Here is a 25,065-nt window from a genome sequence, read left to right on the forward strand (position 1 = left end):
GATACGTCTGCGTGGGCAACCGTCTTAGCCTCTTTGGCGTTTGGCAACACTGAACGAATTGTGGAGCTACTCGTCGCCGAACGAGCCGAGGGTGCTTTGGGTCCCGCCGTCTTCCGCGCCGTTCGACGCATCCGTCCCGTGTTCCGCGGCGATGCGTGCAGCGGCTTCGCGGCCGCCGGAGAAGGAGGCACGGCGCGCAATAGCCGAGTCCTGCAGGGCGTCGGCCGCGTCAGCGCGGACCTCCTCGTAACGCCTGCGGAACGCCTGTCTAGCCGCGTCGTAGTCGACGACCGGGTGCGGGTAGTCTTCGCCAATGCTGACGCCACAGGACGCCTGTACGTGGACCGGCGTCCCCTCGGGCCGGTCGAGGTACTCGTCGGGGAGCGAATCGAGTTCGGGCACCCACCGACGAATGAACTCGCCGTCCGGGTCCTGGTCACGGACCTGCTTTCGAGGATTGTACAGCCGGAGCGTCGGTTTGCCGATCAGTCCACATTGTGATTGCCACTGTGTGTAGTTGATCGCCGCCGAGGCGTCGATGAGATGGTGGTAGAACCAGTCCGCGCCGATCCGCCAGGGCTGCTGGAGCAAGTGGTAGTAGACCGAGGCACACATCGCCCGCATCCGGAAGTTGAGCCAGCCCGTCTCCTTGAGACACCGCATCGACGCGTCGACCATCGGGAACCCGGTCCGTCCGTGCTTCCAAGCGGCCACCAGATCGGGGTCATACTGTGCCGTGTTGAACCCCTCGAACACCGGGTTCACCGCCGTATCGAGCCAGCCGGGCCAGTCTTCGAGTTTCTGTTCGTAGTGTTTGTTCCAGAACAGCCGCGAGACGAACATCTCTTTCCCGCGGCCGTCGGGCGCGTGGGCCTCGATGTACTGGATGACCTGCCGCACGGAGAGACAGCCGAAGGCGAGGTACGGCGAGAGCCCGCTGGTCCCGTCCCGCGCGTCCGTCGGCGCGGAGATGTTCCCCGGGTAGTCGTCGATCCGCTCGGCGAACGCAGACAGCCGTTTGCGTGCTGGCCCGGTTCCGCCGCGCGGCACCGCAGATTTCGACGGCGTGAGGTCGTAGTGTTCCTCAATCGTGCTGATGTCGATGCCGCTATCGAAGCTCCGAGAGGTGACCGTGCTCGGGTCCCAGTCGTACTGGTCGGCGGAGAACCACGCCGACACGTCGTCCTGCCACCCGTTGCGGGTCTCCGCTCGGTCCCGAACCAGCCCGTCGCCGTCGACGAATGTGACGCCACACTGTTCCCGAACGCGGCGGTCCCGCTCCCGGCCGTAGCGTCCGGTGGGAACGGCCATCGTCACGATGTCCCAGCCGGCCTCGCGGAACCGCCCCAGCACGTCCACCGGGTCCCCGTGGGCGTAGGTGAGCCCGCGGCCGGTCACAGTGTGGTACTGGTCTGCGAGGTCGGCCAGACAGTCGTGCAGGAAGCGGATACGGCTGTCACAGGCGAGGCCGTCCGCGCCGTAGAACGCCGGGTCGAACACGAACAGCGGGAGCATATACTCGGACGACGCAGCCCTCGCTACCGCGGCCTGATCACGAATCCGAAGGTGTTCGCGATGCCAGACGACTGTGCCGGATACATCGCTCTCAAGCGTCGGAATCGCGTCCTGTCGTGGCGCGTCCAGCGTCTCGTCTGACTCCAGTCCCGGCATACGCGCTATTGATTCGTCATTGGACCACAGGCACCACTGTCTTTCGTCTCTCGAAGCCACAGTGTTCGAGAGGGCAGCCCAGTGGAGTGAGCCGCGGTCGGCTACCAGAAGGGTTACACCGCGAGACCCGCGCTAGTCGATAATGGAATTCGAGTCCACACGCCGACGATTCATGGAACTCGCCGGAGCGAGCGCGACAGTGTCGCTCGCTGGCTGTAACGCCCTTCAGGGAGGCGACAGCGACGGAACGAACACGGGTACAGGGCCACAGAGCCAGAGCGCGGACGCGGACTCCGCGACCGTGACGGTCGTGGTTGAACCGGACCAGACACAGTTGCGGGAACGACAGCAGGAGATCCAATCTGAACTCCAGGCAGGGAATCTCACACAAAGCGAGGCACAGGCGGAATACCGTACCGCACAGGAGAACCTTGGCGAAGACGCAATCAGTTCTTTCGAGGAGCGTGCGACAGCAGACTTCGGTCTCACTGTCGACGATTCTGTTCCCGAAGCGAGTGCGCTGTTGGTCACTGGCCCACCAGCCGGCCTCATTGGTACCCTTTCAATCGAAAGTGTCACCGGGATCCTCTCACAAGCGACGTTCGAACAGATCCGGTCGCAGGTTCGAACCGAGACGCCGGGTGCGACGGAGTAACGAACGCTACGGACCGTCTCCTGATTTGCGGCGAGGGGTGCAGCTTTTGTTCCGGACTCTCACCACGAGGACCGACCGCTGGTCTCCAGAACCACGGTGACGGTGGTTTCGCCGCGTTCGGTCGTCGTCGTCACGTCGAAGCCGACGGCGAGGACGTGCGTGCGGCCGACCCGGTCCTGAGCGACGACGCCGCGGTCGGCGACGCAGTCCCCGAACTGGCGGTCCGGCCCGGACGGACAGTTCGCGTCTTTCCACTGCCGCGTTGCAGTGCCGTTGTAGGTTATATTGTAGTGAACACCGTCTTCGATTCGGGAGGTCTGGAGTCGGTCGAGCCGAGGCTGCAACCCCGTCCGAACGGCCGCCACTGCCGAATTGTTCGCGGCCCAGGCGTACTGGCTCGGGATGGACGTGCTCTCCGTCGCGACGGCTCGCTCAAGCACCCGAAGCGCGTCAGCAGACGGGTCGTCGTCGTAGTCTGCCGTCGCCCGAACGTCGTCGTGATAGCCCAGTTGGAGTGAGGCGAGCACGATTGGGACCAGCGCTACAGCGATAACCGTGGCCGCAACGAGGACTAGCTGTCCGCGCCGGGTCATGTGTACCACACGATGATTTGGACACTCCCGTGTCCCGTCGGCACAGTTGCGGTCCCAGTGCTGACGCCCTGTGGCGTCGGTGTTCCGACCGCTCCGTGCGGTGTTTCGACCCGGAAGAGGACGTTGTCGGGCAGGATACGGGCGACCCGGTTCGAAAGCGCGTCCCGTTCGCGGTCGAACGCCGTCGGACTCGACACGATCTCCTGCAGTCGCGTCGCTCCGCTGTGTCGCGGCGGGTCGTTAGCCAGCAGCGTCGCCGTATCGGAGGCGTAGGCGTCGAGCTGTGGCCCCTGTCGGTCCGGCGCTGGCGTCCCCAGGGCAAACCCGAGTGCGACGCCGAGAATCAGTACTGTCCCGAAGGCAACTTCCACGAGCGACAGCGGCAGCTGGGCTCTACGCATCGACGGTCACCACCAGGGTTTCCTTCGTCGACCGCGGGGCATCGTAGCTGACGGTCACGTTCCCAGGTTCGAGTTGCCCGGCCCGCTGGAAGCGCAGTTCCGTCGTCTCGTAAGGGACCAGTGGGACCTCGTAGCTGCCGTCCAGCCCGCTTCGGTTATGCAGGACGACCCGGTCGTTAGCGCGGACCGTCCAGACGGTCGTGGCGGCCGGCGGGTCGATAGTTACTGTGGCCTGCGCGCTCCGGCGAGGGAGCGTCACCGCGTCGGTCGTTGCCAGATCAGGCGTGAGGGTGCGTTGCTCCTGAGACTTGACTACGACGAGACGGCTGATTCGCGTGCCGCCGTGAACCGTACCGCTGCGTGCGATCTCCTCGTCAGCCACCGCGACGCTGACCGCGTACTCACCGGCCGGCGGTGCGCTCCCCTCCAGCGCCGACTGGTCGAAGTCGTCCACCCGAGATTTGTTGAGAACGTTGCTCCGGGCGGCCAGTGGACCGCCCGCCGCGACGAGTCGGTCAGCGATAGCGGCGGCGACCCGACGCTCGTCGGGGGCCCTGTCTGCGCCGGCAATCGCGGTGTCGGCCATGGCGACACCCAGTCCGGTGACGACGGTCAGCAATACAAGCGCGATGCCCAGCGCTGGTAGCGACGTCTGTGCGCGAGTAGAATGGGCACAGCGACGGTTCGACAGGGTCATCGCTCCGCCTCCAGTGTCACCGTCACGCTCCCCCGTGTTCCGGAGACAGCGACGACGGTCGGACTGCCGCTCTGCCACTCGCCTTCGAAGGTATCGACTCTGTCGGGCAACAATGGCTGTGTTCGGCCGCCGATTTCGGGGTCGGGATGGTCGAGGACGAGAGCATCCCCGTCAGTCCGGATGCTGTATCCTGCGCCGTCGATGGTCTCCGGCAGCGAAACCCGAACAGTGGCCGAGACGGCCCGAGCATCCGGCGGGATAGCCTGCTCGACGCGGGCCGTGGCTTCGGCGAGCGTTCGGTCGCCGAGTTCCGCCCCGACGGCGGATTGGTACGCTGGGACAGTGCCGCCGTACAGCGTAGTCGTCACTAGTCCGATGTACAGCAGCACCAGTCCCATGCTCAGCAGTTTCTCGACGACGGTGCTGAGCGCACGGTTATCCATGCCCCACCTCCGTCCGCATATCGTGGCGGACCAGATACAGCGTCCGGCGGCCCGGGAACGTCGCCACGACGCTCTGAACGCCGTCGCCGTCGATATCCCTGACTCGCGTGGTTGCGCCGACACGCTGGAAGGACTCGGTAAACGGACGGGGCGTCTCCGTCTCGATAGCCACGCTATAGTTGTCGGACGGGAGCCGTTCGCGTTCGTGGCTGACGTTCTGGCGGATATGTGCGGAGACGCCGCCCGTTCCGGACACCGTGCCGCCGCTGGCGTTGACGAGCGGTGCACCGACGATGACCGCCGTGTCGTCCCGCGTCGCCGTCACCGGCGGGTCCGATTCGAGCCAGGCGTTGCCCGCTGTCCCGCGGACGACACTGCCCCCGAGAAACCGAACGCGGCTGTCGCCGGAGTCGTACACTATCGCGTCGATGGGAACCGTCCGCTGAACTCCCGAATCGTTGAGGACTCGGAGTTCCCGCTCCGCAGTGGTCAGCCGCCCCGCAGTAAACCGGACGCGAGCAGTCTGGTGGCCCGTCTGCTCGACCGGCCGGAACGTCGTCTCGAACGTGTTGGCGACGCGGGTCTCATCGGCAGTCGCAGTGTGGCCGTCGACGACGGTCCCGACGACAGCCGTCAGTCCACCGAGCGCGACGACGGTCAGTCCCAGCAGCAACACCACGCCGACGACGTGTGACTGAGCGTCGGTGTCGGGAATCAAATCAGACCAGCCCCCGCGAAGACGACGTAGGCGACGAGTACCAGCCCCGAAGAGTGTAACAGCGCTTCGTAGACGCCGCGACTCGCCGTGCCGGCGAACCAGCCACAGGCCAGCATCGTCGCCTGCGTGACGACGTAGAACCGATGTTGCTCCCGTGCGGGTTTGATTGCGGTCGGGTCGAAGGCGATGTTGGCACCGCCCGAGACGGCAGATAGTTGCGCGAAGCTATCGAGGACGTAAACGTTGACAGCGACGGTGATCCCGATGACGAGCAGCGCCGTCGTCCAGCCGACCGCAACGTAGACGAGCAGGGCCGATCGGATTGATTTCCGGAGGTGATAGAGCTGGCCGATTTCGGTCTGGAGCGTTTCGAACACGTCCTCCGCGTCACTCCCCGTATCCAGTGCGCCGACGACCAGCCCGATGGTCTGTTCGGCCATCGGCGTGCCGACGCGGTCGACGAACTGGTCCAGCGCCGCGGCCCGGCGGTCAGCCGCGGCGTCGCCGGGGCTATCGCCCAGCGACAGTGTGAACGCGAGCGACTGGACATCGCTGGCGAGCGCACCGAGTTCCACGTCGTCGGCGACGCGTCGGACCGCCTCTGGAAACGGGCGGCCCAGCGCGACGTGGCCGGCGACGGCGTGAACGAAGTCCTGAATCTCCCTGTCTTTCGCGTCGTCCGCTCTGGCCCGGCGGACCGTCACCACGCCGACGGGGACGCCAACGGTAGCATACGAGAGGAGCGCGACGTTGACCGGCCGGTAGCCCAGTGACCAGAGGCCTGCCGCGACGACCGCACCCAGCGGCGCGCAGGCGAGAAGCGCGCTCGCAGGGTTCGAGGGGATCGAGGTGAGTATTGCCACGGGACCGTCCGGGAGGCTGTAACTCGGGGCAGCCGTGTTCCGTGGTCGGAGCGTAGCGACGACAAAGGCTGCCAGCAGCCCAGCAGCCATCACGAACGCCGCGCTCCCGTAGACGACGATGGCACGGACAGTCGTCTCGCCCAGCGGCGTCGCAACGGGCTCAGAGAGGCCGGGCGCGAGAATACCCATCACGGTGACGATGAGCACCACGAGCGCCGGCAACACCAGCAACACGACGAATAGCTCCGCAAGCAGTTCGAGATAGCCGGTCGCCCGCTCGTGCTGCCGGCTCTGCTCGTGGGAGAGCAAGCGGCCCTCCATCTCCAGGTACCCCTCAAGCGCCTCGGCGCTCTGGTTCGCGTGTTCACGGAACTTCAGCAGAAACGGTGCAAGCAGGTCCCGTGAAGGGGTTTCGCTAGCGACTCGTTCGATACCGGTGTCGAGACTGCCGGTGAGAATGCCCTGATTGAGTGCGCGCCGGAAGGCGACCGCCGTCTCGCCGTATGCGTCCTGTTCGGCAACGGCGCGGAGCATCTCGCGGCGGTCGTGGGTTCCGGAGGCGAGCACTCTGAGGTATCGGACTGCGCCAGGGAGCGTGGCCGCGATGTCCGCGCGCCGCGCGCTGGCCACCCACGAGAGATACCGGTTCCCGGCGACGAACACGCCCCGCTTGAGCGTGAGTCCAGCGACGGTTCCGATGCCGGTGGCCACGAGAAGTCGAGGGACTTCCGGCAGCGCCAGCCGATTGATGACCGGGAGGCCCTGCTGGAGCACCGCGACGAACGAGTCGAAGGTCCCCGGCGGCACGAGCATCGCTGTCGTCGCGGTTCCGACGACGCCCACAACGAGTGCCAGCCACGACAGCCCGTACACTCTGGCGACGTAGACGCCGAAGCCGGTGCTCGGATAGGCGGCCCGGTAGCGGTCGCGGGTGCTCGCGTGCCGGTCGTCCTCGGCGTGGTGGGCAAACAGAGCGTACAGGCCCCGGTCGAGCAAGCCAAGTGTCCCGCCGCCCTCAGTCGTCACCCGTACTGACCTCCAGTTGCGGGTCGTCGGGCGTCCCGGCCTGTCGCCGCAGTCGCTCGACGGTCGCTGCCTCGTTCGTCTCTAAGTCGGCCAGCACGCCGAACAGGTCGTCGAAGTCGGTCACCTCCTCCTGAACGAGATACTGCACGTAGCGATGGCGGCGGTGGAACGCGTCCTCGACGGCCGACACCGGTTCGTCCCGGAGGTCCGAAAGCCGGTCGAGAATGCCGGTGTCGACCTGCCGCTGCTCGTCGCCGAACTGCGGGTGGTCGTAGGCGAGTTCGAAGCTTCCGTCCGGTCGCCGCCAGCAGACGCTGTTCCAGTGGATGGTCGTCCCGTCCTTGTGTATCGTGCCGCTCCGGTCGGTCCCGCTCTCGACCATCGATGGGTCGTCGACGAACTCGACCACTTCGCCGACGTAGCGCTCTCCGCCGACGTGGCGGGGGAACACGACGAGGTCGATCTCGTTGAGCAGATAGGTCGGCAAGCCCTTCTCGATGACGCGATTGACCAGCGACTCGATATCGTCGGCGTGGGTCGTCCCGAGGACACCGTGACCCGTATTCAACGTCTCAGCGAAGGTTTCGAACGACGCGGCCGTGTTGATCTCCGCGATGACCTCGACATCGGGGTTCAGGTAATTGCACTGCGTCATCAGGTCGGCCATCGTCACGCGGCGGTGGTCCCGCTCGTGGTCTCTCGTGGTGAGCGAGACGCCGGTCTCGTGGGGAATCCGAACCTCACGCGACCCTTCGTCGATACTGATGGGACGGTCCCGATACGGGATAAACGGCATATGCGCGTTCATAAGGGTCGTTTTGCCGGCTCCCGTGGGTCCCGAAAAGAGGACGACCCCGTGAGACTCGTACAGGAGCCACAGCAGCGCGACGAGTTCCGTCGGCAGTGAGTCCCGCTGGACCAGATCGACCGGCGTCATCGCGTCGCCCGACTGTTTCCGGATGGAGATGTGTGGACCGCCTTCGCTAATAGTCGGCAAGGCAACTGCACAGCGGATGGTGTCGTCGGCGTCGTGGAGGCTGTCCCCGTCCGGGTCGATGTTGACCTTCGCGCTCGGGTTCGAGGCGTTGAGTTCGACGCCGTCGTCGGCGGCCAGTTGCGTGACGACGTTGACGAAGGCCGCCTCGGAGTCGAAGGCGAGGTTGGTCGGCACCCGGCCGTCGTGGCCGAGATCGGCGCGTGGGAGGACCTTCACGCGCTCGTCGACGCGGTTCGCCTCGATGTCTTCCAGCGTGTGGTCCCGGATGGGAACGGTGAGCTTTCCGTAGCCGACGAGGTCTCGAAGCACGTAGTACAGCAGGTCGTCGAGGCGGTCGTCGGCGAACCGATGGTCGACCGGCGGCACGGCCAGGTCGAGTTCGGCCAGCGCCGACCGCAGCCGGTAGCGGGCGGCGTCGACCCACTCGGTCGTGTTGCGGACGGTTAGCTGCCGGGCCAGGAGCGAGCGGGCACGCTCCCGCACGAACTCGACACGGTCCTGAACGACGCCGTCGACGCCGGTTTCCCAGACGCGCTCCTTGCACACCTCGATGAGTTGCTCGTCGCCGGGGAGCAGGTCCGGCTCTCGAACCGCGTACTTCGTCGTGAACGGGTCGGCACCGAGGAGATGCTCGCGGTAGACGACGACCGGAATCTCGAAGCCCTGAAAACGGACGGTGTGGCGCTCGACACGCTCGCTCGCGAACCGGTTAAGATACGCCGGGTCCGGGCCAAGGTCAGTCTCCGCCGGAGCGTAATCGTCAGTGTGGACGACGACGCCGTCGTCGGTCACGTCAGCAACGTCGATGCGGGAATCCAGCGCGTATGGGGTCAGGTCGTCGAAACACGCCAGCGACGAGAGCGCATGGTACTCGATTCGACGGCGGCTCGCTGGCGACGCGTCGATCAGTCGGTCGATTACCCGGCGGTGTTTCGCGTCGAACCCCCCGTTCATCCGCTCGACGGCCCCCTCACGCGTCCGCGGTCGCTCGATGTTCGCACCTGCGAAGTGTGATTCGACAGTCGACAGTGCGTCAGCCTCTGCCGCTGAAAGTACCGGATCACGGACATCGTACCGGAACCCGCTGCGTTCCCGTCGGACGGTCACGACGACGCCCGGATACACCTCGTCTTGCTCACGAACGTCCGGCGCGTACCAGGCGTCGGCGGCGTCCGGTGGCGTCGGTGCGGGAACCACCGGTGCGGTCTCCGTGCCAGCCTGTGCGGTCATACGCAGTTTTAAACTAGCTATTGTACTTAAAGTTGTAGACTTAGTTTTGCGGAATTTAATTAAAATATAATCTCCCTATATGGAGAATGTGAGTTGGAGTACAGACCATGAAAACACTCTGTCAGCATAGAGGCATACGAGCACAATAGGGGTGTCTGATAACATCAAAAAACCACTAATTAGGAGATATGATCCCGCTTTCGGGTCCGCTCTCTCCCATAACTCGGTGTTTCGAGATATGCACCAGAATTATCATAACTGTGCCAGCGGATCAGTTCACGTGGATGAAAGGAAAGGAGTCAGCGACGAGCAACGATAGCACAAAATCGGCAACTACCACACGACGACGGCTCCTCAAAGGAACACTTGGCACAGCAGTGACCGCGGCCGCGGTTCCGAGCCTGAGCGGCGTCGCGGCGGCCCACTTCCCGGTCGAGATCACGGTCGACGTCCAGCCCGAGAACGCGGAGAACTTCATCGACCTGTCGGAACACGACACCATCACCGTCGCAGTCGAGCAGTCAGAGTTCGTCAACAGCGACGGGGACAGCGAGACCTTCGACCCCACGGAGCGGGCCGTCCGCTATCGGTTCGGCTCGCGTCTCGCGCTGGAAGACGGCGAGGGGGCGCGTCCCGTCGAGGATGGCGAGATCAGGGAACCGGACGACGATGCTGCGGACGGCCAGGCGTCGCTCGTTCTCACATTCCCAGTCGATGAGATGGGCTTCGATGGTGGGGAGGAGACAGCATGGCTGTACTGGGAGCGGGACGAATCCGGGAACCACGGGTACGCGGGCTTCGATTCCGTGCGGGTGTATCGTGGGCAGCCCGCAAGCCGCTCGTTAATCGAACAGCTACAGCGATTGCTGGGTGGTGAGACAGCGTCCAGTTCTGACTGAGCGGCTGCGAACCGGAGCGGGGCTGTCAGTGCGCCTGTAATCGCAATGCTGGCGACTATATACGTCGACTCCGATGGCACGCTATGGCCATCGTTGCTGAAATCCTCCTCGCGGACGAGACGCTTCCGCTGGTCGGCGTGGCGGACTCGATTCCGAGCGGCGAACTCTCGATTTCGAACGCCGTCGGCCTCGAAGACGGACGACTGCTGCTTACAGTTAGCGTCGACGCTGGCTCCCGCGACGCCTTCGAGCGAGAACTCGACGCGCGGCCACAGATCACCGACGCGGCGGATATCGGGCAGACGGCCGATGGCTGGTTCTACAAGGTGGTCGTCGACAACGCACCGGATCTCATCGCGTCACACGACCCGGAGGAGTTCGAGGGCGTTGCGATGGACGCGACGGTCACCGGCGACGGGATACGGGAACAGAAGGTGTTCTCCGACTACGACGCGTTCAGTGCGCTACGGGACCGGTGTGCGGTCAACGACATCCCGCTCGAACTACTGCACATCGCTTCGGACCCCGAGAACCCCGGGGAACGCGACCAGTTCGGACTCACGGACAGGCAGTATCGGGCGATGTCCGTCGCCCTCTCCTCGGGGTACTACGACTCACCGCGTCGCTGTTCGACGGCGGAACTCGCCGACAAGCTCGATGTGTCGGCCGCCGCGGCCTCTGACCTCTTGCGTCGAGCCGAAAAACAACTCATCAGTTCGACAGTCGGCCCCGACCAGTTCCGGAACGCGCTCGCACAGTAGCCGCCAGCCTGTGCGACTGCGCTGTTGCAGCCAGTATATAAATGGGCTTATCAGTAAGCAAAGGACGCTCGTGGCTGTCGCACTGACTAAACAGCGATGTCAGACGAATCTGCAGCAGACGATCAGGACGCACAGCGGCTTGCAGGCGACGTGGCGATTGTAACCGGCGCATCGTCGGGAATCGGTGAGGCAACCGCGGAGGCGCTGGCCGACGCGGGCGCGAGCGTGGCGCTGGCGGCCCGCCGCGCTGACGAGCTAGAGGCTCTGGCGGACCGAATCGAGTCGGCTGGCGGGGATGCGCTGGTTGTGCCGACCGACGTGACCGACGAAGACGACATCGACTCGCTGGTCGACGCGACGACCGACGAGTACGGTCGCATCGACATCCTCGTCAACAACGCCGGCGTGATGCTCCTCGAACCACTGGAGCGGGCAGATCGCTCGAACCTCCGGCAGATGGTCGAGGTGAACCTGCTCGGACTGATGAACCTCACCCACGCAGTGCTTCCGGTCATGCAAGAGCAGGAGAGCGGCCACATCGTCAACGTCTCCTCCGTCGCGGGACGCCGGGCCTCGGCCGATTCGAGCGGCTACAACGCGACAAAGTTCGGTGTGAACGCGTTCACCGAGGCAGTCCGGCAGGAAGTGACGACACAGGGCATCCGGACGACGGTTATCGAACCGGGTGCTGTCGATACGGAACTCGCGACACACGTTCCGGACGAGCAAGTGCTTGAGCGGTTCGCGGAGATGGACCTCCCAATGCTCCACCCCGACGATATCGCTCGCGGCATCGTGTACGCGACGAGCCAGCCCGCCCGCGTGGACGTGAACGAACTCCTGATCAGGCCGACCGGGCAGGATATCTGATCGAGGCAGGTCTTGCGAGTGGGAGACAACGGAGAAACGGAGCAGCCACCATTTACGCGGTCACACAGCCGACGACAACGGCTACTGGAACCGTGTCTCACTCGTTCGATCCGGTAGCACTTTACCGGGTTCGTGTCCACCGGCCGCGGTCAGTTTCCGGGGGTGAAACTGGACGCACAGTTGTCGAAACCCCCGGTATCGGAGGAATCTTACGTCGTCTACCCTAACCAGACACATGGCAATTGAGACGGATGTCCTCGTCGTCGGTGGTGGCGCGACCGGCGCTGGCGTCGCTCGTGACCTCGCACTCCGTGGCATCGACGTGACGCTTGTCGAGCGTGACGGGCTGACAAGCGGTACCTCCGGACGTTCGCACGGGTTGCTGCACAGCGGTGCCCGCTACGCCGAGGCAGACCGGGTCGGTGCCGAGGAGTGCATCACCGAAAACCGGATACTCAAAGAAATCGCCGGGGCCTGCATCCGCGACACCGGGGGCCTGTTCGTCCAACTTGCCGGGGACGACCCCGACTACTTCGAGGCCAAACGGGCGGCCTGTGAAGACATCGGCATCCCCGTCGAGACGCTGGACAGCGATGCAGCCCAAGAGCGGGTTCCCGACCTCGCCGCGGAGGTCGAGCGCGCGTTCGAAGTCCCGGACGCCGTCATCTACCCGTCCCGGCTCGTCGCCGCGAACGCCGCAGACGCCCGCGAACACGGCGCGGACATTCACCCACACGCGCCCGTTGAAGACGTGCTCGTGGCGGACGGGCAGGTAACCGGCGTGCGGGTCGGCGGGGCGGTCGGCGATACCATCGAGGCCGACTACGTCGTCAACGCGACCGGTGCCTGGGCGGGCGAGTTCGCTGCGATGGCCGACCTCGACGTCGAGATGCAACCGACGCGGGGCGTGATGGTCTCCGTCGAGTACGACGACCTCGGGCCGGTACTCAACCGCTGCCGGGACCCCGACGACGGCGACATCGTCGTGCCACACGAGCGCGAGGCCGTCCTCGGGACGACGAGCGTGCCGGTCCGCGACCCGGACGAGTACGAGACGGAGCAGTGGGAAATCGAAGAGAGCATCGAAGAGTGTGCGGCGATGCTGCCGCCAGTTGCAGACGCCCCCGAGGTCCGGACCTGGTGGGGCGTCCGGCCGTTGTACGCCCCAGACGAGGACGAGCGCGGCGGCCGCGGCATCTCGCGTGGCTTCTTCCTGCTCGACCATGCTGACGACGGCGTCGACAACATGGCGAGCATCGTCGGCGGTAAACTGACCACCTACCGGCAGATGGCCGAGGCGACGGCCGACCTCGTCTGTGACGGCATCGGCGTCGATGCGGACTGTCGGACTGCGGACCGAAGGCTCCCGAGCGTCGACGACCCGGCGCAGTTGGACGCGCTCGTGGCCGAGTTCGACGGTCAGGGACCGACCGACGAGGACGTGGTCGGGTCGGTGTGACCACGCCCGTCGTGGCCCGTTGCAAGCCGCGGGAACGGGCTGTCAGCCGGCTGTAGCGTTATAAGGGAGGCAACCGCACGTACACTCATGATAAACGAGACCGTGCGGCAGATCGAGGAGATGGAGACACAGAGTTCCTCGATTGCCGCCGTGAAAGCTGCGAAGGCGCTCCGCGAGCTAACAGACCGCGAGTGCCACACGGTCGAGGACTTCCTCCGCGTGGTCGAGCGCAACAGTAGTGCGCTCCAGCGGGCGAACCGCTCGCACGCGCCGCTGTACACCACACAGCAGCGTATCGTCACGGACCTGAAAGACGCCGACCTCGACTCCGTCTCAGAGGCCAAGGAGCGATTGCTCGACACAATCGACGAGGTCGTCACGGAAATCGAGACCAGCAAGGACCGCGCGGCGGAGCGGGCGGCGACGCTCATCGACGACGGCGACGTGCTGGTGACTCACGAGAACTCCTCGACGGTGATGGCGACGCTCATGGCGGCGCTTGACGACGGCAAGGAGTTCCACCTGTACGCCAGAGAGTCGCGGCCGCATTTCCTGGGCCGGCGAACCGCCCGCCAGTTGGCCGACCGGGACGGGGCCGACGTGACGCTCATCGTCGACGGTGCGGCGGGCCACTACCTCTCGGAGGCCGACCGCGTGTTCGTCGGCATGAACTGCCTCATCGACGACACGGTGTACAACCGTATCGGGACGTTGCCACTGGCCGCGACGGCCAACGAGATGGACGTCCCCGTGACCGTCGTCGGGACCTCGTCGAAGTTCATCGGAAGCGGCTTCACCTTCAGGAACACGTTCCGGCAAGGTTCTGACGTGATGCTCGAACCGCCAGAGGGGTTCGATATCGGGAACCCGGGCTACGACGCGACGCCGACCCGCCTGCTCGATACGGTCGTCACGGAAGACGGTATCCTGCAGTTCTGAAGGTACTCAGCGGATCGTTCTGTCGGTGACCTGTCTGAGCCGTTCGGCGACCTCGTCGTTGATGGCGTCTTCGGTCACCCGCCACTGCCAGTTCCCGGTCGCCGTGCCGGGGACGTTGAACCGGGCGTCGCTGTCGAGGCCGAGCAGGTCTTGCATGGTCGTCATCGCGACGACGGCGTTCGAGTTCCACACCGCCTCGATGAGGTCCCAGTTGATCTCGTCTCCGTCGGTGCCGAGGTTGTAGTGGAGGCAGTCCCGTTGCCGGTCCGCGAGGTCGCGGTAGTAGCCGACGATAGTGTCCGTATCGTGGGTCGAGGTGTAGCCGACGGCCGACTCCGGGTAGTGCATCGGCTGGTACATATGCCCCTCCTCGCACCAGTCGGCGTACTGTGGCACGCGCATGCCGGGGAAGCCGAACCGGTCCCGAAGCGCGACGATGCTCTCGTCGAGAAAGCCCAGATCCTCGACGAAGAACGGCAGTTCGCCGAGCCGGTCTCTGACCGTCTCGAAGAAGTGCGCGCCGGGGCCGTCCCGCCACTGCCCGGCGGCCGGGTCGTCCGCCTCGGCCGGAATCGACCAGAACTCGTCGAAGCCCTTGAAGTGGTCGATGCGGGCGATGTCGACGAGGTCGAACAGCCGCTCGAACCGGTCGACCCACCAGCCGTAGTCGTTCGCACGGAGGGCGTCCCAGTCGTACACCGGGTTCCCCCACCGCTGGCCGTCGTCGCCGGGATTGGGCGGGACGCCGGCCACCTCTGCAGGGTGGTGGTCGTCGTCGAGTCGGAACACCTCTGGATACGCCCAGACGTCCGCCGAGTCGAGGCCGACGTAGATGGGGAGGTCGCCGACGAGGCCGATGTCCCGTTCGGCCGCGTACTCGGCCAGCGCCTGCCACTGGCTGTCGAAGCACCACTGGACGAACTTGTGGTAGCGAATATCGTCGGCCAGTTCGTCCCGGTATCGCTCCACGGCCGCCGGCTCGCGCGTTCTGATATCGTCCGGCCAGTCCATCCAGCCGGCATCGTCGAACTCGGCTTTCAGCGCCGTGAACAGCGCGTAGTCGTCCAGCCAGCCGGCCTCGCGCTCGCAGAACTCGGCGAACGACTGCTGGTCCGCATCGCTTGCGCTCTCGTCGAAGCGCTCGTACGCGGTCCGGAGCCGGCGCTCCTTGAACTCGGTCACGCGGTCGTACTTGACGTGCTGTTGTGAGAAATCCTCGGGCGGGTCGACCTCGTCCGCTGTGAGATAGCCGCGGTCGACGAGGTCGCGGAGGTCGATGAGCAACGGGTTTCCGGCGAAGGCGGACGACGACTGGTACGGGGAGTTCCCGTGGATGCTCGCCGTGGGACCGAGCGGACAGAACTGCCACAGCGACTGGTCGGCCCGGTCGAGAAAGTCGACGAACGCCCACGCGCCGGCACCGAGGTCGCCGATACCGTGTGGCCCCGGGAGCGACGTTTGGTGGAGAAACACGCCACTCTGCCGTTCGAATTGCATACGCACCTGTTGCCCTGACAGGCATTTCAATGGGCGGGGTCGGTGACTGCCATCGTGTCTGCTTGCGGGGCCGGAGAAGGGCGCACGCAAACATATATATTGTATCCATTTGATGCTATGGTGAGAGAGCCAGTTACAGAGATGCCACCGAACGTTCTGATGCTTGGCTGGGGGTTCCCACCCAACATCACCGGCGGGCTTGATACCGCTATCGGGGAGCTGTTCGAACAGCTTGAACCGAGAGACGACGTCGAGTTCGAGTTGGTGTTGCCCGCGGAGTACGCGCCGCCGGACCGCGACGGCATCCACGGCGTCTCGACGGGAAGCGGCGACATCGTCACTCGCATCGGCCGGCTGGCTGGAGAGTTCGCCGACGAGGCGGCCGATGCCGACATTATCCACACGAACGACTGGTTCGGCTACAACCCCGGTTCGCGAGCCAAATCGGCCCACGACGTCGAATGGATCTCGACCTTCCACTCGCTGTCGGCGGACCGGAACGTGACGCCGCCACAGCGGGAAGTCGAGACGGAACAGCGGGTCGCCAACCGCTCGGACCACCTCGTCGCGGTGAGTGAGTTCACGCAGCGACGGATACGCGAGCAGTACGACGCCGACTCGACGGTCATCTACAACGGGTTCTCGTCGGTGGAGCCGACGGGCCGGGACATCAAAGCGGAACTCGGTATCGACGGGAAGATGCTGTTTTTCGTCGGCCGACACACCGACCAGAAAGGGCTGTCGTACCTGCTGTACGCGCTCTCGAAGCTCGGTCGGGACGACGTGAGCCTAGTTCTCGGTGGCTCGGGGCATCTCACTGAACAGCTCGAACGGTTCGCGGAGCTGCTGGGCGTCGAGGACCGAGTCTACTTCCCGGGGTATCTCCCCCAGTCGGAACTCGGGGACTACTACAACAGCGCGGACCTGTTCGTCTCGCCCTCGCTGGCGGAGCCGTTCGGCATCACCATCGTCGAAGCGCTATCGGTCGGGACGCGCGTCGTCGCCTGCGAGAGCGGGGCCGCGGAGCTGTTGAACGAGGACTGCGTCATCGAGGTCGAACCCGATTCGGACTCTATCGCCGAAGGGATCGAGCGCGCTCTATCGCTGTCGACGCCCATCGACTACGATGTTCGGACCTGGGAGGAAGTAGCCGACGAACACGTCGAGTTCTACCACGAGGTTCTCGACGAAGCCTGACGACGACCGAACGCTTACCGGAGGAAGCGAACGTCAGTGACCGGTTCCGGGTGAACGATGAGGTAGCCGTCGGCGGTCGGCTCCAGCCCTGTCACGGACGTCGTATCGGTTTGTGTCCGGTACGGGCTGTCTGCGGTCCCGTCAGCCGACTGGTAGGGGCTGTCGTACGGTGTCTGCCTGTCCTCTGGGGGGCGGTCGAAGTCCTCCGGCGGCAGGTATATCTTCTCGCCCGATTTCGAGCGGACCACGACGGCCGTGTCGCGGTCGCCCGAGACGTCGATTCTGGTCCGGCCGTCGTCGATTGTCATCTCGAACGTGACTGGCTCCGTTTCTGGTTGTGCCATGTTGTCAAGTAGCTTGCGTACGGCGAGTAAACGGCGCTGTGTCACTTAGTCCTTCGCCAGCGGTGTGGTGGCTGGCGGCGAATCGTGTCGCGTCCTGCACTCGAACGGTGGCCCCATCGCCGCGAGCCATCAACGGTTGATGATGAGCGACCCGGACATGTTGTACCCCTCGACGTGGACGTTCTCGCCGAGAATCGTTTCGTCGATATCACAGTCGTGGACCTCGGCGTCCGGGAAGATGATGGCCCGGTCGAGGCTGCTGTCGGTCACTTCCGCCCCAGCCATCACATGGACGGTGTCACCGATCTCGGAGTTCTCGACGGTCGCGTCGGGGTGGATGAGCGACCCGCCGTCGAGTTTCCACTCGACCGTTTCGAAATACGAGTCGGGCGTTCCGATGTCGAACCAGACGTCGTCGAACGTGAACGCGGACACCGGCTCCTGCTGTTGCAGCCAGTCGATGTACCAGCCCGGTTCGTCGGGGTTGTTGTCGCCCGAGAGGTACTCCTCAAAGCGGAGCGAGTCGGCCGGGAAGGCGTAACAGGCAATCGAGACGAGCGTGCTCTTGGGGTTGTCGGGCTTCTCCTGGAAGTCGACGACGCGCTCGCCGTCGAGTTCGACGAGCCCGTAGGACTTGGCTTTCTCCCGTGAGCCCACGTCGTAGGCGGCGAGTGCCGGCCCGTCGCGCTCCTCGAAGAAATCCAGAAACTCCGAGGGGTCGAAGCCGATGAGGTTGTCGCCGCCGATGACAAACAGGTCGTCGTCGATGCCCTCGCGGTCGATCAGTTGCGCGAGCGCGCCGACGACGCCGAACTTCTCGTCTTCGTCCGCCGTACTCTCGACGGAGAGCTGGACCTTCTCGTAGCCCATCTCGTCGATGTGAGCCTCGAACTCGTCGGCGAAGGCCTCGTTCGTGCTCAGGTACGTCGTCTCGATTCGGTCGTCGGCTTCCAGTGATTGCAGGACTCCATCGATAACCGTCGTCTCGCCGACCGGGAGCAGCATCTTCGGTCGACGACGGGTGATCGGCCACAGCCGTGTCGCGTAGCCGCCAGCTAGAACTATCGCGTCCATATCCCACAGTCAGACCCGAGTTATAAAGTGGTAACTACTTGTTGGAGTGGCTAGAGGTTGAGCTGCCAGACGGTTGTCCCGGCGGTGACCAGATCCTCGTCGTCCGCGGCGGCGACGATCACCTGGTTCTCACCGGGGTCGACGTCGACTGCGACCTCGAACTCACGTTCCTCGACGGGGATGTACGTGATATCAGCGGGCGTTTTGACGACGACACAGACGCCGGTCGTCTCGCCGGAGACAACCAGTTCGTTCCCGCGGAACTGCGTGTCGACGCGGAGCGCGGGGCTGCGGTCGGGCGTGTGGGCCCGCCGCTTGCGGTAGCGGTCGTCGACGAACGCGGGCGTTTCGACCGGTTCACCGGCGCTGATGCCGTGGGCCAGCCGCACGTACTGGGCCATCGACCACGCCAGCGGCGTCGCCGAGCCGGTCCCTTCGGCGAACTCCCAGTCGTAGTCGGTCGCGTGGCCCCGGTCCCAGATCTGTTCGGCGATCATCCGTCCCGAGTTCGCCACGTCCTGCATCATCTGGAGGGCGTTCTCCGGCGGGATGTCCGGGTCGTCACGGTGGAGTTCGTACTCGGCGCGCTCGCCGGTGAGCAGCGGCCAGAGGCGACCCTTCCCCTTGTGTTCGACCGTCCACGGTGCGCCCTGGTCGTCCCGGCCGCGTTCGCCGTAACCGTCGCCGTTGTATCGGTAGAACCCGGGCGCGTACTCCGTGTCGACGCTGATGGTGTCGTCGACCTCGACGAGCGAGTTCCGGATGGTCTCGTCGTCGTCGGGCTTGATACCCAGCCGGACGAGTTCGAGGAAGCCGCCATCGATGATGTTCCGTTCGTCCAGCGTCGGGCCGTCGTTAGCGAGTGTGCGGAGGTGGCCCATCTCGGGGTTCCCGTCAAGCGTGACCCGGGTGTAGTAGGGCGTGTTGGTGTGGCGCTCGGTCCCGGTCTCGGTCGCGGTCCAGGCCTCGACGTTGTTCGCCCACTGGTCGGCCAGCGACAGCCAGACAAGCGCGTCGGCCTCGTGGCCAGTGTCGAGCGCGAGCTTCGCCGCACACGCGAGTCCGGCAATCTCGGCCGCAATCGAGGACGGCGAGAAGCCGGCCTCCTCCTCCCAGCGCTCCTGTGCGGTCTCGGGGCCGTGGCGGACGACGTACTCGGCCGACCGCCGGACGTTCTCGTAGCTGTACTCGACATCCTCGAAGTCGACGCCGCTCTCGGCGAGGCGATAGGCCATCACCTGCGGGAACGAGATGTTGTCCATCTGCTCGCCGCCCCAGCGGGTCGTCCCGTTGACGTAGGTGTTCTGCGGGATGAAGCCGGCGTCGTCCTGTTGGTACTCGTAGATGTACTCCAGTTGGTCCGTTGCGATGTCCAGCGACCCGATGGCGTCGAACACGCTAAACACCTGATACAGGTCACGTGACCAGACGAAGTTGTAGCCGTAGCCCTTGGGCTCCTCGGCGTGGACGGCTTCGCCCCACGGCACGGACGGCGAGGCAATAGACGCCCCGTGGTAGGTCTTGTCCTCGACCGCTAACAGCGTCATCAGCGCTGTCCTGTACTGGTTTGCCAGTGCCTCGTCGTCGGCAACCGACTCCGGAAGTTGCTTGTCCGAAAGGAAGTCACCCCAGCTGTCGGCGTACTCCGCGCTGACCGTCTCGTAGCCGCGGTCGAGCGCCCCGTCGGCTTCGCCCAGCGCGGCGGCGGTGTCAGCCTGTCGCGCGAAGCCGAGCGCGACCGTGTCGCTGACTCTGGTCCCCGAGTCCAGCCGGCCGATGAGGACGAGGTTCGTCCCGTCGATGGATTCGACCGGGTTCGGGAGGTCTCCGTCGGAGTACAGCCCATCGAGGTGGTCGCTGCCGGCCGCGCCGACGGTGGCCCAGTCGAAACGCCCGGCCGCGGCCATCGCCACGGCGATGGAGTATGCGTCGCCGTTCTCGTCGACGAGCAAGTCGTTGTCCGTCTGATCGGTGTAGGCGCGAGGGTTCCGGCCCACGAGGTGGTAGCTCCCGGGCTGGCCGTATCTGATGGCGCGGTCCTCGGTGACCGTGCTGGTGAGCGCGATGTCCGCGACCGAGAACACGTCGTATGATTTGCCGTCCTTGGCGCTGAAGGACACGTCGGCGACGATGGCGTCGTGCTCGGGGTCGGTCGCGTAGTCGACGGTCAGCGTCCACTCGTGGCCCCGGCCGTCGCCGGTCTCGGTGAAGACGTGGCGATAGAGGAGCGCCTCGTCGTCGACGGGCTCGACGCGTCGCCTGACGCTGTCGTCGGTCCGGCGGTTCTCGCGGTGGGTCCGGACGGCGTAGTCCGTCTCGTCCCTACACCGGACCAGAAAGTCGAGCGTCCGCAGGTTCATCAGGTCGACCTGCGGGTAGCGAGCCTCAGTCAACGCGCCCTCTGTGAGCGTGAACCAGACGCGGGAGGGGTCCGGTTCGTCGTGGTCTGCGACGGTGCCGACGCCGTACTTCTCCCCGGTCGTCCAGGTCGGGCGCTCGCTCGGCCCCTCGGTCCCGGCCGATGTCGTCGGGAGCGCGTTCAGCTCGTCCAGACGGGCAGTCGCGTGGAGCCGCAACGCGTGGGACCAGCCAAGCGGCGTCGCGCTGTCGAGGTCGCCGTCGTCGAAGGCCTGTTCGGCGAGGTAGCCGGCGTCGGTCGTGAGCGGCCCGTCGTCCTCGAGCAGTTCGTACAGGTCGCTCGCGCGGTCGAGGTAGGCGTCGCCGCTCCCGTCGCGGTCGTTCAGCATATCGCCGACGCGGGCGGCGGCGAGGGCCCCCATCGCCGTCGTAACCGTCCAGACCTTCTCGCTGTCCTGATGACCGGTCCGCCAGCGGTCGCCCTCGTAGCGGGCCAGTCCCGCAACCTGGCTCTCGGTGGGGTTCCGAAAGAGTGTATCGAGCGTCGTGCTCACATGATCGGCCAGGCGGATGATGTGCTGGTCAGCAAGCGTGGTCGACTCGACGCTGTCGTACTCCTGCAGCGCGTCCGCGAGGTGGAGCCCCGCGGCGTCGATGCGGTGGTCCGGCGTCCCGTTTGTCAGCCCCATCACGTACACGCCCAGATCACTGTCCCAGAGCGTATCCAGCCCGTCTAGCAACCGGTCGGCTGCCGCCAGACTCTGCTCACAGACCGATTCGGGCATCGGGGCGCGGGTCACCGCGGCGAAGGCCTCGATGAACGTCGCAGTGGTGTGCGTGAACTGGCCGACCGAGTCCTCCCAGACGTTCTGACACGGCTCGGGCAGGTCGTTGGCCGCGATGTCTTCGATGAGCGTGTCGACGGCCGCATCGATTGTCTCCCGAACCATCGCCGTCAGTTCGGCGTCCATCTTGCCGCGGTGTGTTCGCAGCAGCGTCGCGAGGAAGGCGGTGACGGTCGCGGTCTGGTCGGCCTGGTACTCCGGCGATTCGGCGTTGTGCTCGACTCTGGCGTTGGCCCAGCCCGGCGCGATAGCCCCGGTATCGGCCCAGACGCGGTGGGGCCACCGCCCGTCGGAAAGCTGGCTGTCACAGAGGAACGCCGCGCTCTCGGTCAACATTTCGACGGTGTCGATATCGAGTCGGTCGCCGGCTTCGAGCAGATGCCGGGAGACCGAGGCGTCGTCGCGGAACCAGACGTAGCCGTAGCCGCCGGAGTTCGAGTAGAACGGGTCGAACTCCGGGGCGGCGATGCGACCGCCGGTCGGCGAGGACAGCAGGTCAAGCACCCGCAGGTCCATCCGTATCGAATCTGACCGCGGCGTCGATTCGGCCACGTCGATGCGCGTTCGCTCCCGCCCGGCCTGCCGGAGATCGTCAGACGTCGTGTGCTCCGTCACACAGTCGGCGAGGTCGAGGAGTGCCGTCTCCCGGTCGACCTCGTCGTGGTTCGAGAGCTGACTGACCAGCGTCGTGTCCTTGCTGCGTCCGGACCGGTCAAGCGGCGCGGTCACGAGGAAGTCACCGGTGAGGCGGGTCTGGTCGCGTCGCTCGACTGGCTCCGACCGCGGGAACGCAATCGGGCTGCCGTCGAGTATCTCCGCGAGGCGTTCCGGCCGCTGTCCGGCGACGGCGTCCAGCCCGGTCGACGAGGCGAGGTAATCGTGCTCTCGCCGATGGTACACCTCCAGTACGCGCGAGTCGTCTGGCCCGGCGTCTTCGTGAATCAGCGAGCCGACGCCGCTGTCGCTGCTGTCGGGGGCCAGCGTGACGAACGCCACGAGCTTGGCGTCCTGTGGAACCGCCCCGCGCATCGCGACGTGTGTGACGTGTGCCCGTCCAAGCGTCAGGTCGTACTGGTGGACGGTGAACGACCCGGCGTCGTATTCGGTCTCGACGAGCCGCGTCTCGCGGTAGTAGTGCTGTCTGATCGTTTCCAGGTCACTGAACCACCGTGTTTCGTCCCCAAGCATAACCCCGAGCCTGGAGCGGTCAATACCGGAGAGCCCGGAGAGCGAATCGGAATAGTCCTTCAGCGTGCCGTCTTCGCCGACGTGTACGAGCCGATCACCGTGCCCGGAGAAAGAGCCTGAAACAGTCCTGCGTTCTTCTGGAAAGCGCTCGTGACGAGTCCGCTTGTATTCGTTGAGCGCTGTCGAAAGCCGCATACACATCAAAGCAGACCAATCTCTATAAACTCCTGTGGTTCGGACAAATTAGTGATACTTCGAGGGAGTAGCTGCATATCCCGGGAGAACGGGGCCGCTGATGCCGAACAGATCCGCGCGCTCGGTCTACTGGTTTAGAGCGCTCTCGTCAGCCGGGAACACGGCGGCGCTGTCGACGGTGACTGCTGTGTCCCCGTCATCAGCAGCTCCACGATGCTCCCCAGAAACGAGGTCGGTATCATCGGTCCCGGCTGGTAGCCCGACCGTCGACGGTTCACTACTGAAGTTGAGCACGACGACAGCCGCGTCCCCCGCAGTTGTCCGCGCGTACGCGACGACGCGGTCGGACGGGCCGTCACGGACCTCGTACGGGATTCGGAGGAGGTCCGCGTCGGCCGACAGCGCCGGCTGGTCGTGTCTGACCGCGGAGAGGTCACTGACGAACGACTGGAGCGCCTCGTCGGCGTGGTCCCACGCGAGGTCGTCGCGCCGGCCGCGCTGTCCGAACTCCTGGCCGGCGTACAGCAGCGGCGCGCCCGGGAGCGTGAACAGCGCACCCGCGGCGGCCTCGGCGGCGTCCCGCCCGTAGTCGACGACGTAGCGCGTCTCGTCGTGGTTCTCCGCGTACAGCATGAACGACGCGTGCTCGGGGAAGCCGATCTCCGCCCGCCCCTCGATAGCACCGAGGACGGCCTCGGCATCGCCGCCGTCGCCGACCTGCCGGAGCGCGGCGTAGGTCGTCGAATCGAAGTGCATGTCGAACAGTCCGGCCTGAAAGTCGGGGATGTACGGGATGGTCTCGTCCAGTAGCAGGAACTCGCTGTCGCGGTCCTTGCAGTAGTCGTGGATCTCGCGCCAGAAGCTGTTCGGGACGGCCCAGGCCATGTCACACCGGAACCCGTCGACCAGTTCGGCCCACTGGGCGACCGCGTCGAGCAGGTGCCGGCGGACCGGCAGGTGGTCGAAGTCGAAGTTCGCGATGTGCTCCCACTCGAAGTAGGTTTCCGGTTCTGTGTCGCTTCGCCACTCGTACCAGTCGCGGTACTCGCTGTCCGGGTCGTCGCGGGCGGACTCGAAGTACGGGTGGGTCCGCGCCGAGTGGTTGCACACCAGGTCGAACAACACCTTGAACCCGCGGTCGTGGGCCGCCTCGATGAACCGCTCGTAGTCCCCACGAGTGCCGAGGTCAGACGCGATATCGAAGAAGTCGGTGATGTTGTAGCCGTGGGGCGCGTGGTCGTTCTGTAACACCGGCGTGAGCCAGATGGCGTCGACGCCGAGCGAGTCGAGGTAGTCCAGCCGGTCGATGATCGCGTCGAAGGGCGATTCGTCGCTGTCGCCGGCGAACGTGCGAACGTAAATCTCGTAGATGACCGAGTTCTCGGCCCAGGCCGGCGCGTCGTAGGGTCGTCGGGCGGCGACCTCCGCACCGCTCGTCACCGTCTCGACGCCGCCCCCGTCGCGGGTGAACTCGACGGCGTCGGGCACGCTGTAGCCGTGGTCTCCGACTGCAACGGCGTGGATGCGAGCACGGTCCGGGAGCGCGTCCAGCGGAATCCGGAGAGTTGTCCCGTCCCGGGTCACCGCGTCGGCGTCGATATCATCACGGTCGTCCAGCAGGAACTCGACGGCGAGGTCGGCGGCCGTCTCGGTCCCCTCGGGATGGGGACTGCAATCGGCGCGAACGACGGCTTCGTCGCCCTCGATGTCCGGCCGCAGAGTCAGGCGTGGCTGGCCGCCGCCACTGCCGCCGTCGCCGCCGTCCCCTGCCTCGGTGTACTCGCCGCTCCCGCTGCGGCCGGAACCGCTTTGCCCGCCGGAGACGCCACCGCTGTGACCGCCAGAGCGGCCGGACGTGTGTGTCCCGCTCGATTCGAGGGTCCCCGGGAACGCGCGGACAGTGAGGTCGTGTTCGCCGTCCGGTGCGGTGAGTCGGACGACGTATCTGCCCGGCGCGTCGGGGACGAGGTGCTCAACCGGGTCGTCGCCGAGCGATACTGTTGATTCCGTCGGCGTCTGCGCTAGTCGCCATGTGTAGGTCGCCGACGGGTCCGGGTCACGGGGCGCGAGTTCGACCTCGTCACCCGTCGCCACGAACCGCGGCGGTCCAGGATGGTGCATAGGTTCACTGCGATTGACAGTGTC

The 25,065-nt window shown here is 65.5% G+C and carries 20 protein-coding genes; 7 read left to right on the forward strand and 13 right to left on the reverse strand.

All coding sequences use genetic code 11. From position 1 onward, the window contains the following. Positions 1-66 precede the first annotated feature (66 nt). Complete coding sequence (locus SG26_RS04790; RefSeq protein ID WP_050036984.1) at positions 67-1,671, reverse strand: FAD-binding domain-containing protein; 1,605 nt, start codon at positions 1,669-1,671, stop codon at positions 67-69. 142 nt (positions 1,672-1,813) lie between these two features. Between SG26_RS04790 and SG26_RS04795 the strand changes: the two genes are divergently transcribed. Further along, positions 1,814-2,326, forward strand: coding sequence for a hypothetical protein (locus SG26_RS04795; RefSeq protein WP_050036985.1), 513 nt, complete (start codon positions 1,814-1,816; stop codon positions 2,324-2,326). 59 nt (positions 2,327-2,385) lie between these two features. On the opposite strand, the gene SG26_RS04800 is transcribed toward SG26_RS04795, so the two are convergent. From SG26_RS04800 to SG26_RS04830, 7 genes are read right to left on the reverse strand one after another with little or no spacing between them, the layout of a single operon-like run. Beyond that, complete coding sequence (locus tag SG26_RS04800; protein WP_050036986.1) at positions 2,386-2,919, reverse strand: hypothetical protein; 534 nt, start codon at positions 2,917-2,919, stop codon at positions 2,386-2,388. Then, complete coding sequence (locus SG26_RS04805; RefSeq protein ID WP_050036987.1) at positions 2,916-3,320, reverse strand: hypothetical protein; 405 nt, start codon at positions 3,318-3,320, stop codon at positions 2,916-2,918. The genes SG26_RS04800 and SG26_RS04805 overlap by 4 nt, the downstream gene beginning before the upstream one ends. Beyond that, complete coding sequence (locus tag SG26_RS04810) at positions 3,313-4,017, reverse strand: hypothetical protein (protein WP_050036988.1); 705 nt, start codon at positions 4,015-4,017, stop codon at positions 3,313-3,315. Before SG26_RS04810 ends, SG26_RS04805 begins: the two co-directional genes overlap by 8 nt. Next, the gene (locus tag SG26_RS04815) at positions 4,014-4,460 is read right to left on the reverse strand and encodes a hypothetical protein (RefSeq protein ID WP_014041146.1); all 447 of its coding nucleotides are present in this window, start codon (positions 4,458-4,460) and stop codon (positions 4,014-4,016) included. The genes SG26_RS04810 and SG26_RS04815 overlap by 4 nt, the downstream gene beginning before the upstream one ends. After that, positions 4,453-5,178 (reverse strand): hypothetical protein, encoded by a 726-nt coding sequence (locus SG26_RS04820; RefSeq protein WP_050036989.1) that lies wholly within the window; start codon positions 5,176-5,178, stop codon positions 4,453-4,455. The genes SG26_RS04815 and SG26_RS04820 overlap by 8 nt, the downstream gene beginning before the upstream one ends. Beyond that, on the reverse strand, positions 5,175-7,067 hold the full coding sequence (locus SG26_RS04825) for a type II secretion system F family protein (RefSeq protein WP_050036990.1): 1,893 nt from the start codon (positions 7,065-7,067) through the stop codon (positions 5,175-5,177). Before SG26_RS04825 ends, SG26_RS04820 begins: the two co-directional genes overlap by 4 nt. Next, positions 7,057-9,294 carry a type II/IV secretion system ATPase subunit gene (locus tag SG26_RS04830; protein WP_050036991.1) on the reverse strand — a complete coding sequence of 746 codons (2,238 nt, stop codon included), beginning with the start codon at positions 9,292-9,294 and terminating at the stop codon, positions 7,057-7,059. The genes SG26_RS04825 and SG26_RS04830 overlap by 11 nt, the downstream gene beginning before the upstream one ends. Positions 9,295-9,671: 377 nt before the next feature. On the opposite strand from SG26_RS04830, the gene SG26_RS04835 reads away from it, so the two are divergent. The 5 genes from SG26_RS04835 (at position 9,672) to SG26_RS04855 (ending at position 14,222) form a co-directional block, all read left to right on the forward strand. Further along, complete coding sequence (locus SG26_RS04835) at positions 9,672-10,193, forward strand: hypothetical protein (RefSeq protein ID WP_014041151.1); 522 nt, start codon at positions 9,672-9,674, stop codon at positions 10,191-10,193. Positions 10,194-10,276: 83 nt separating this feature from the next. Next, positions 10,277-10,954 (forward strand): helix-turn-helix domain-containing protein, encoded by a 678-nt coding sequence (locus SG26_RS04840; RefSeq protein WP_014041152.1) that lies wholly within the window; start codon positions 10,277-10,279, stop codon positions 10,952-10,954. 96 nt (positions 10,955-11,050) lie between these two features. After that, positions 11,051-11,824 (forward strand): SDR family oxidoreductase, encoded by a 774-nt coding sequence (locus SG26_RS04845; protein ID WP_014041153.1) that lies wholly within the window; start codon positions 11,051-11,053, stop codon positions 11,822-11,824. Positions 11,825-12,059: 235 nt separating this feature from the next. Continuing rightward, positions 12,060-13,283: an FAD-dependent oxidoreductase gene (locus SG26_RS04850; protein ID WP_050036992.1), complete on the forward strand. Its 1,224-nt coding sequence runs from the start codon at positions 12,060-12,062 to the stop codon at positions 13,281-13,283. An 87-nt stretch (positions 13,284-13,370) separates the two neighbouring features. Beyond that, positions 13,371-14,222, forward strand: a complete 852-nt coding sequence (locus SG26_RS04855) for a translation initiation factor eIF-2B (RefSeq protein ID WP_014041155.1) — start codon at positions 13,371-13,373, stop codon at positions 14,220-14,222. A gap of 6 nt (positions 14,223-14,228) precedes the next feature. Here the strand turns inward: SG26_RS04855 and malQ are convergent, their stop codons facing one another. Beyond that, on the reverse strand, positions 14,229-15,719 hold the full coding sequence (gene malQ, locus SG26_RS04860; RefSeq protein WP_050036993.1) for a 4-alpha-glucanotransferase: 1,491 nt from the start codon (positions 15,717-15,719) through the stop codon (positions 14,229-14,231). A 141-nt stretch (positions 15,720-15,860) separates the two neighbouring features. Here malQ and SG26_RS04865 point away from each other — a divergent pair, with 141 nt between their 5' ends. Continuing rightward, positions 15,861-16,916, forward strand: a complete 1,056-nt coding sequence (locus tag SG26_RS04865; RefSeq protein WP_044952006.1) for a glycosyltransferase family 4 protein — start codon at positions 15,861-15,863, stop codon at positions 16,914-16,916. Positions 16,917-16,930: 14 nt separating this feature from the next. On the opposite strand, the gene SG26_RS04870 is transcribed toward SG26_RS04865, so the two are convergent. The 4 genes from SG26_RS04870 to malA all read right to left on the reverse strand — a co-directional run bounded on the left by SG26_RS04870 (position 16,931) and on the right by malA (position 25,041). Then, complete coding sequence (locus SG26_RS04870) at positions 16,931-17,260, reverse strand: hypothetical protein (protein WP_011223949.1); 330 nt, start codon at positions 17,258-17,260, stop codon at positions 16,931-16,933. A 129-nt stretch (positions 17,261-17,389) separates the two neighbouring features. Then, entirely contained in the window at positions 17,390-18,334 is a 945-nt protein-coding gene (locus SG26_RS04875) for a sugar phosphate nucleotidyltransferase (protein ID WP_050036994.1), read from the reverse strand. Positions 18,335-18,384: 50 nt separating this feature from the next. Next, positions 18,385-22,920, reverse strand: a complete 4,536-nt coding sequence (locus SG26_RS04880) for a glycoside hydrolase family 15 protein (protein ID WP_050036995.1) — start codon at positions 22,918-22,920, stop codon at positions 18,385-18,387. Between the two features lie 126 nt (positions 22,921-23,046). After that, positions 23,047-25,041: an alpha-amylase MalA gene (gene malA / locus SG26_RS04885; protein ID WP_050036996.1), complete on the reverse strand. Its 1,995-nt coding sequence runs from the start codon at positions 25,039-25,041 to the stop codon at positions 23,047-23,049. Between the last annotated feature and the right edge of the window lie 24 nt (positions 25,042-25,065).

The organism is Haloarcula sp. CBA1115, assembly GCF_000827835.1.
GTDB lineage: Archaea > Halobacteriota > Halobacteria > Halobacteriales > Haloarculaceae > Haloarcula > Haloarcula hispanica.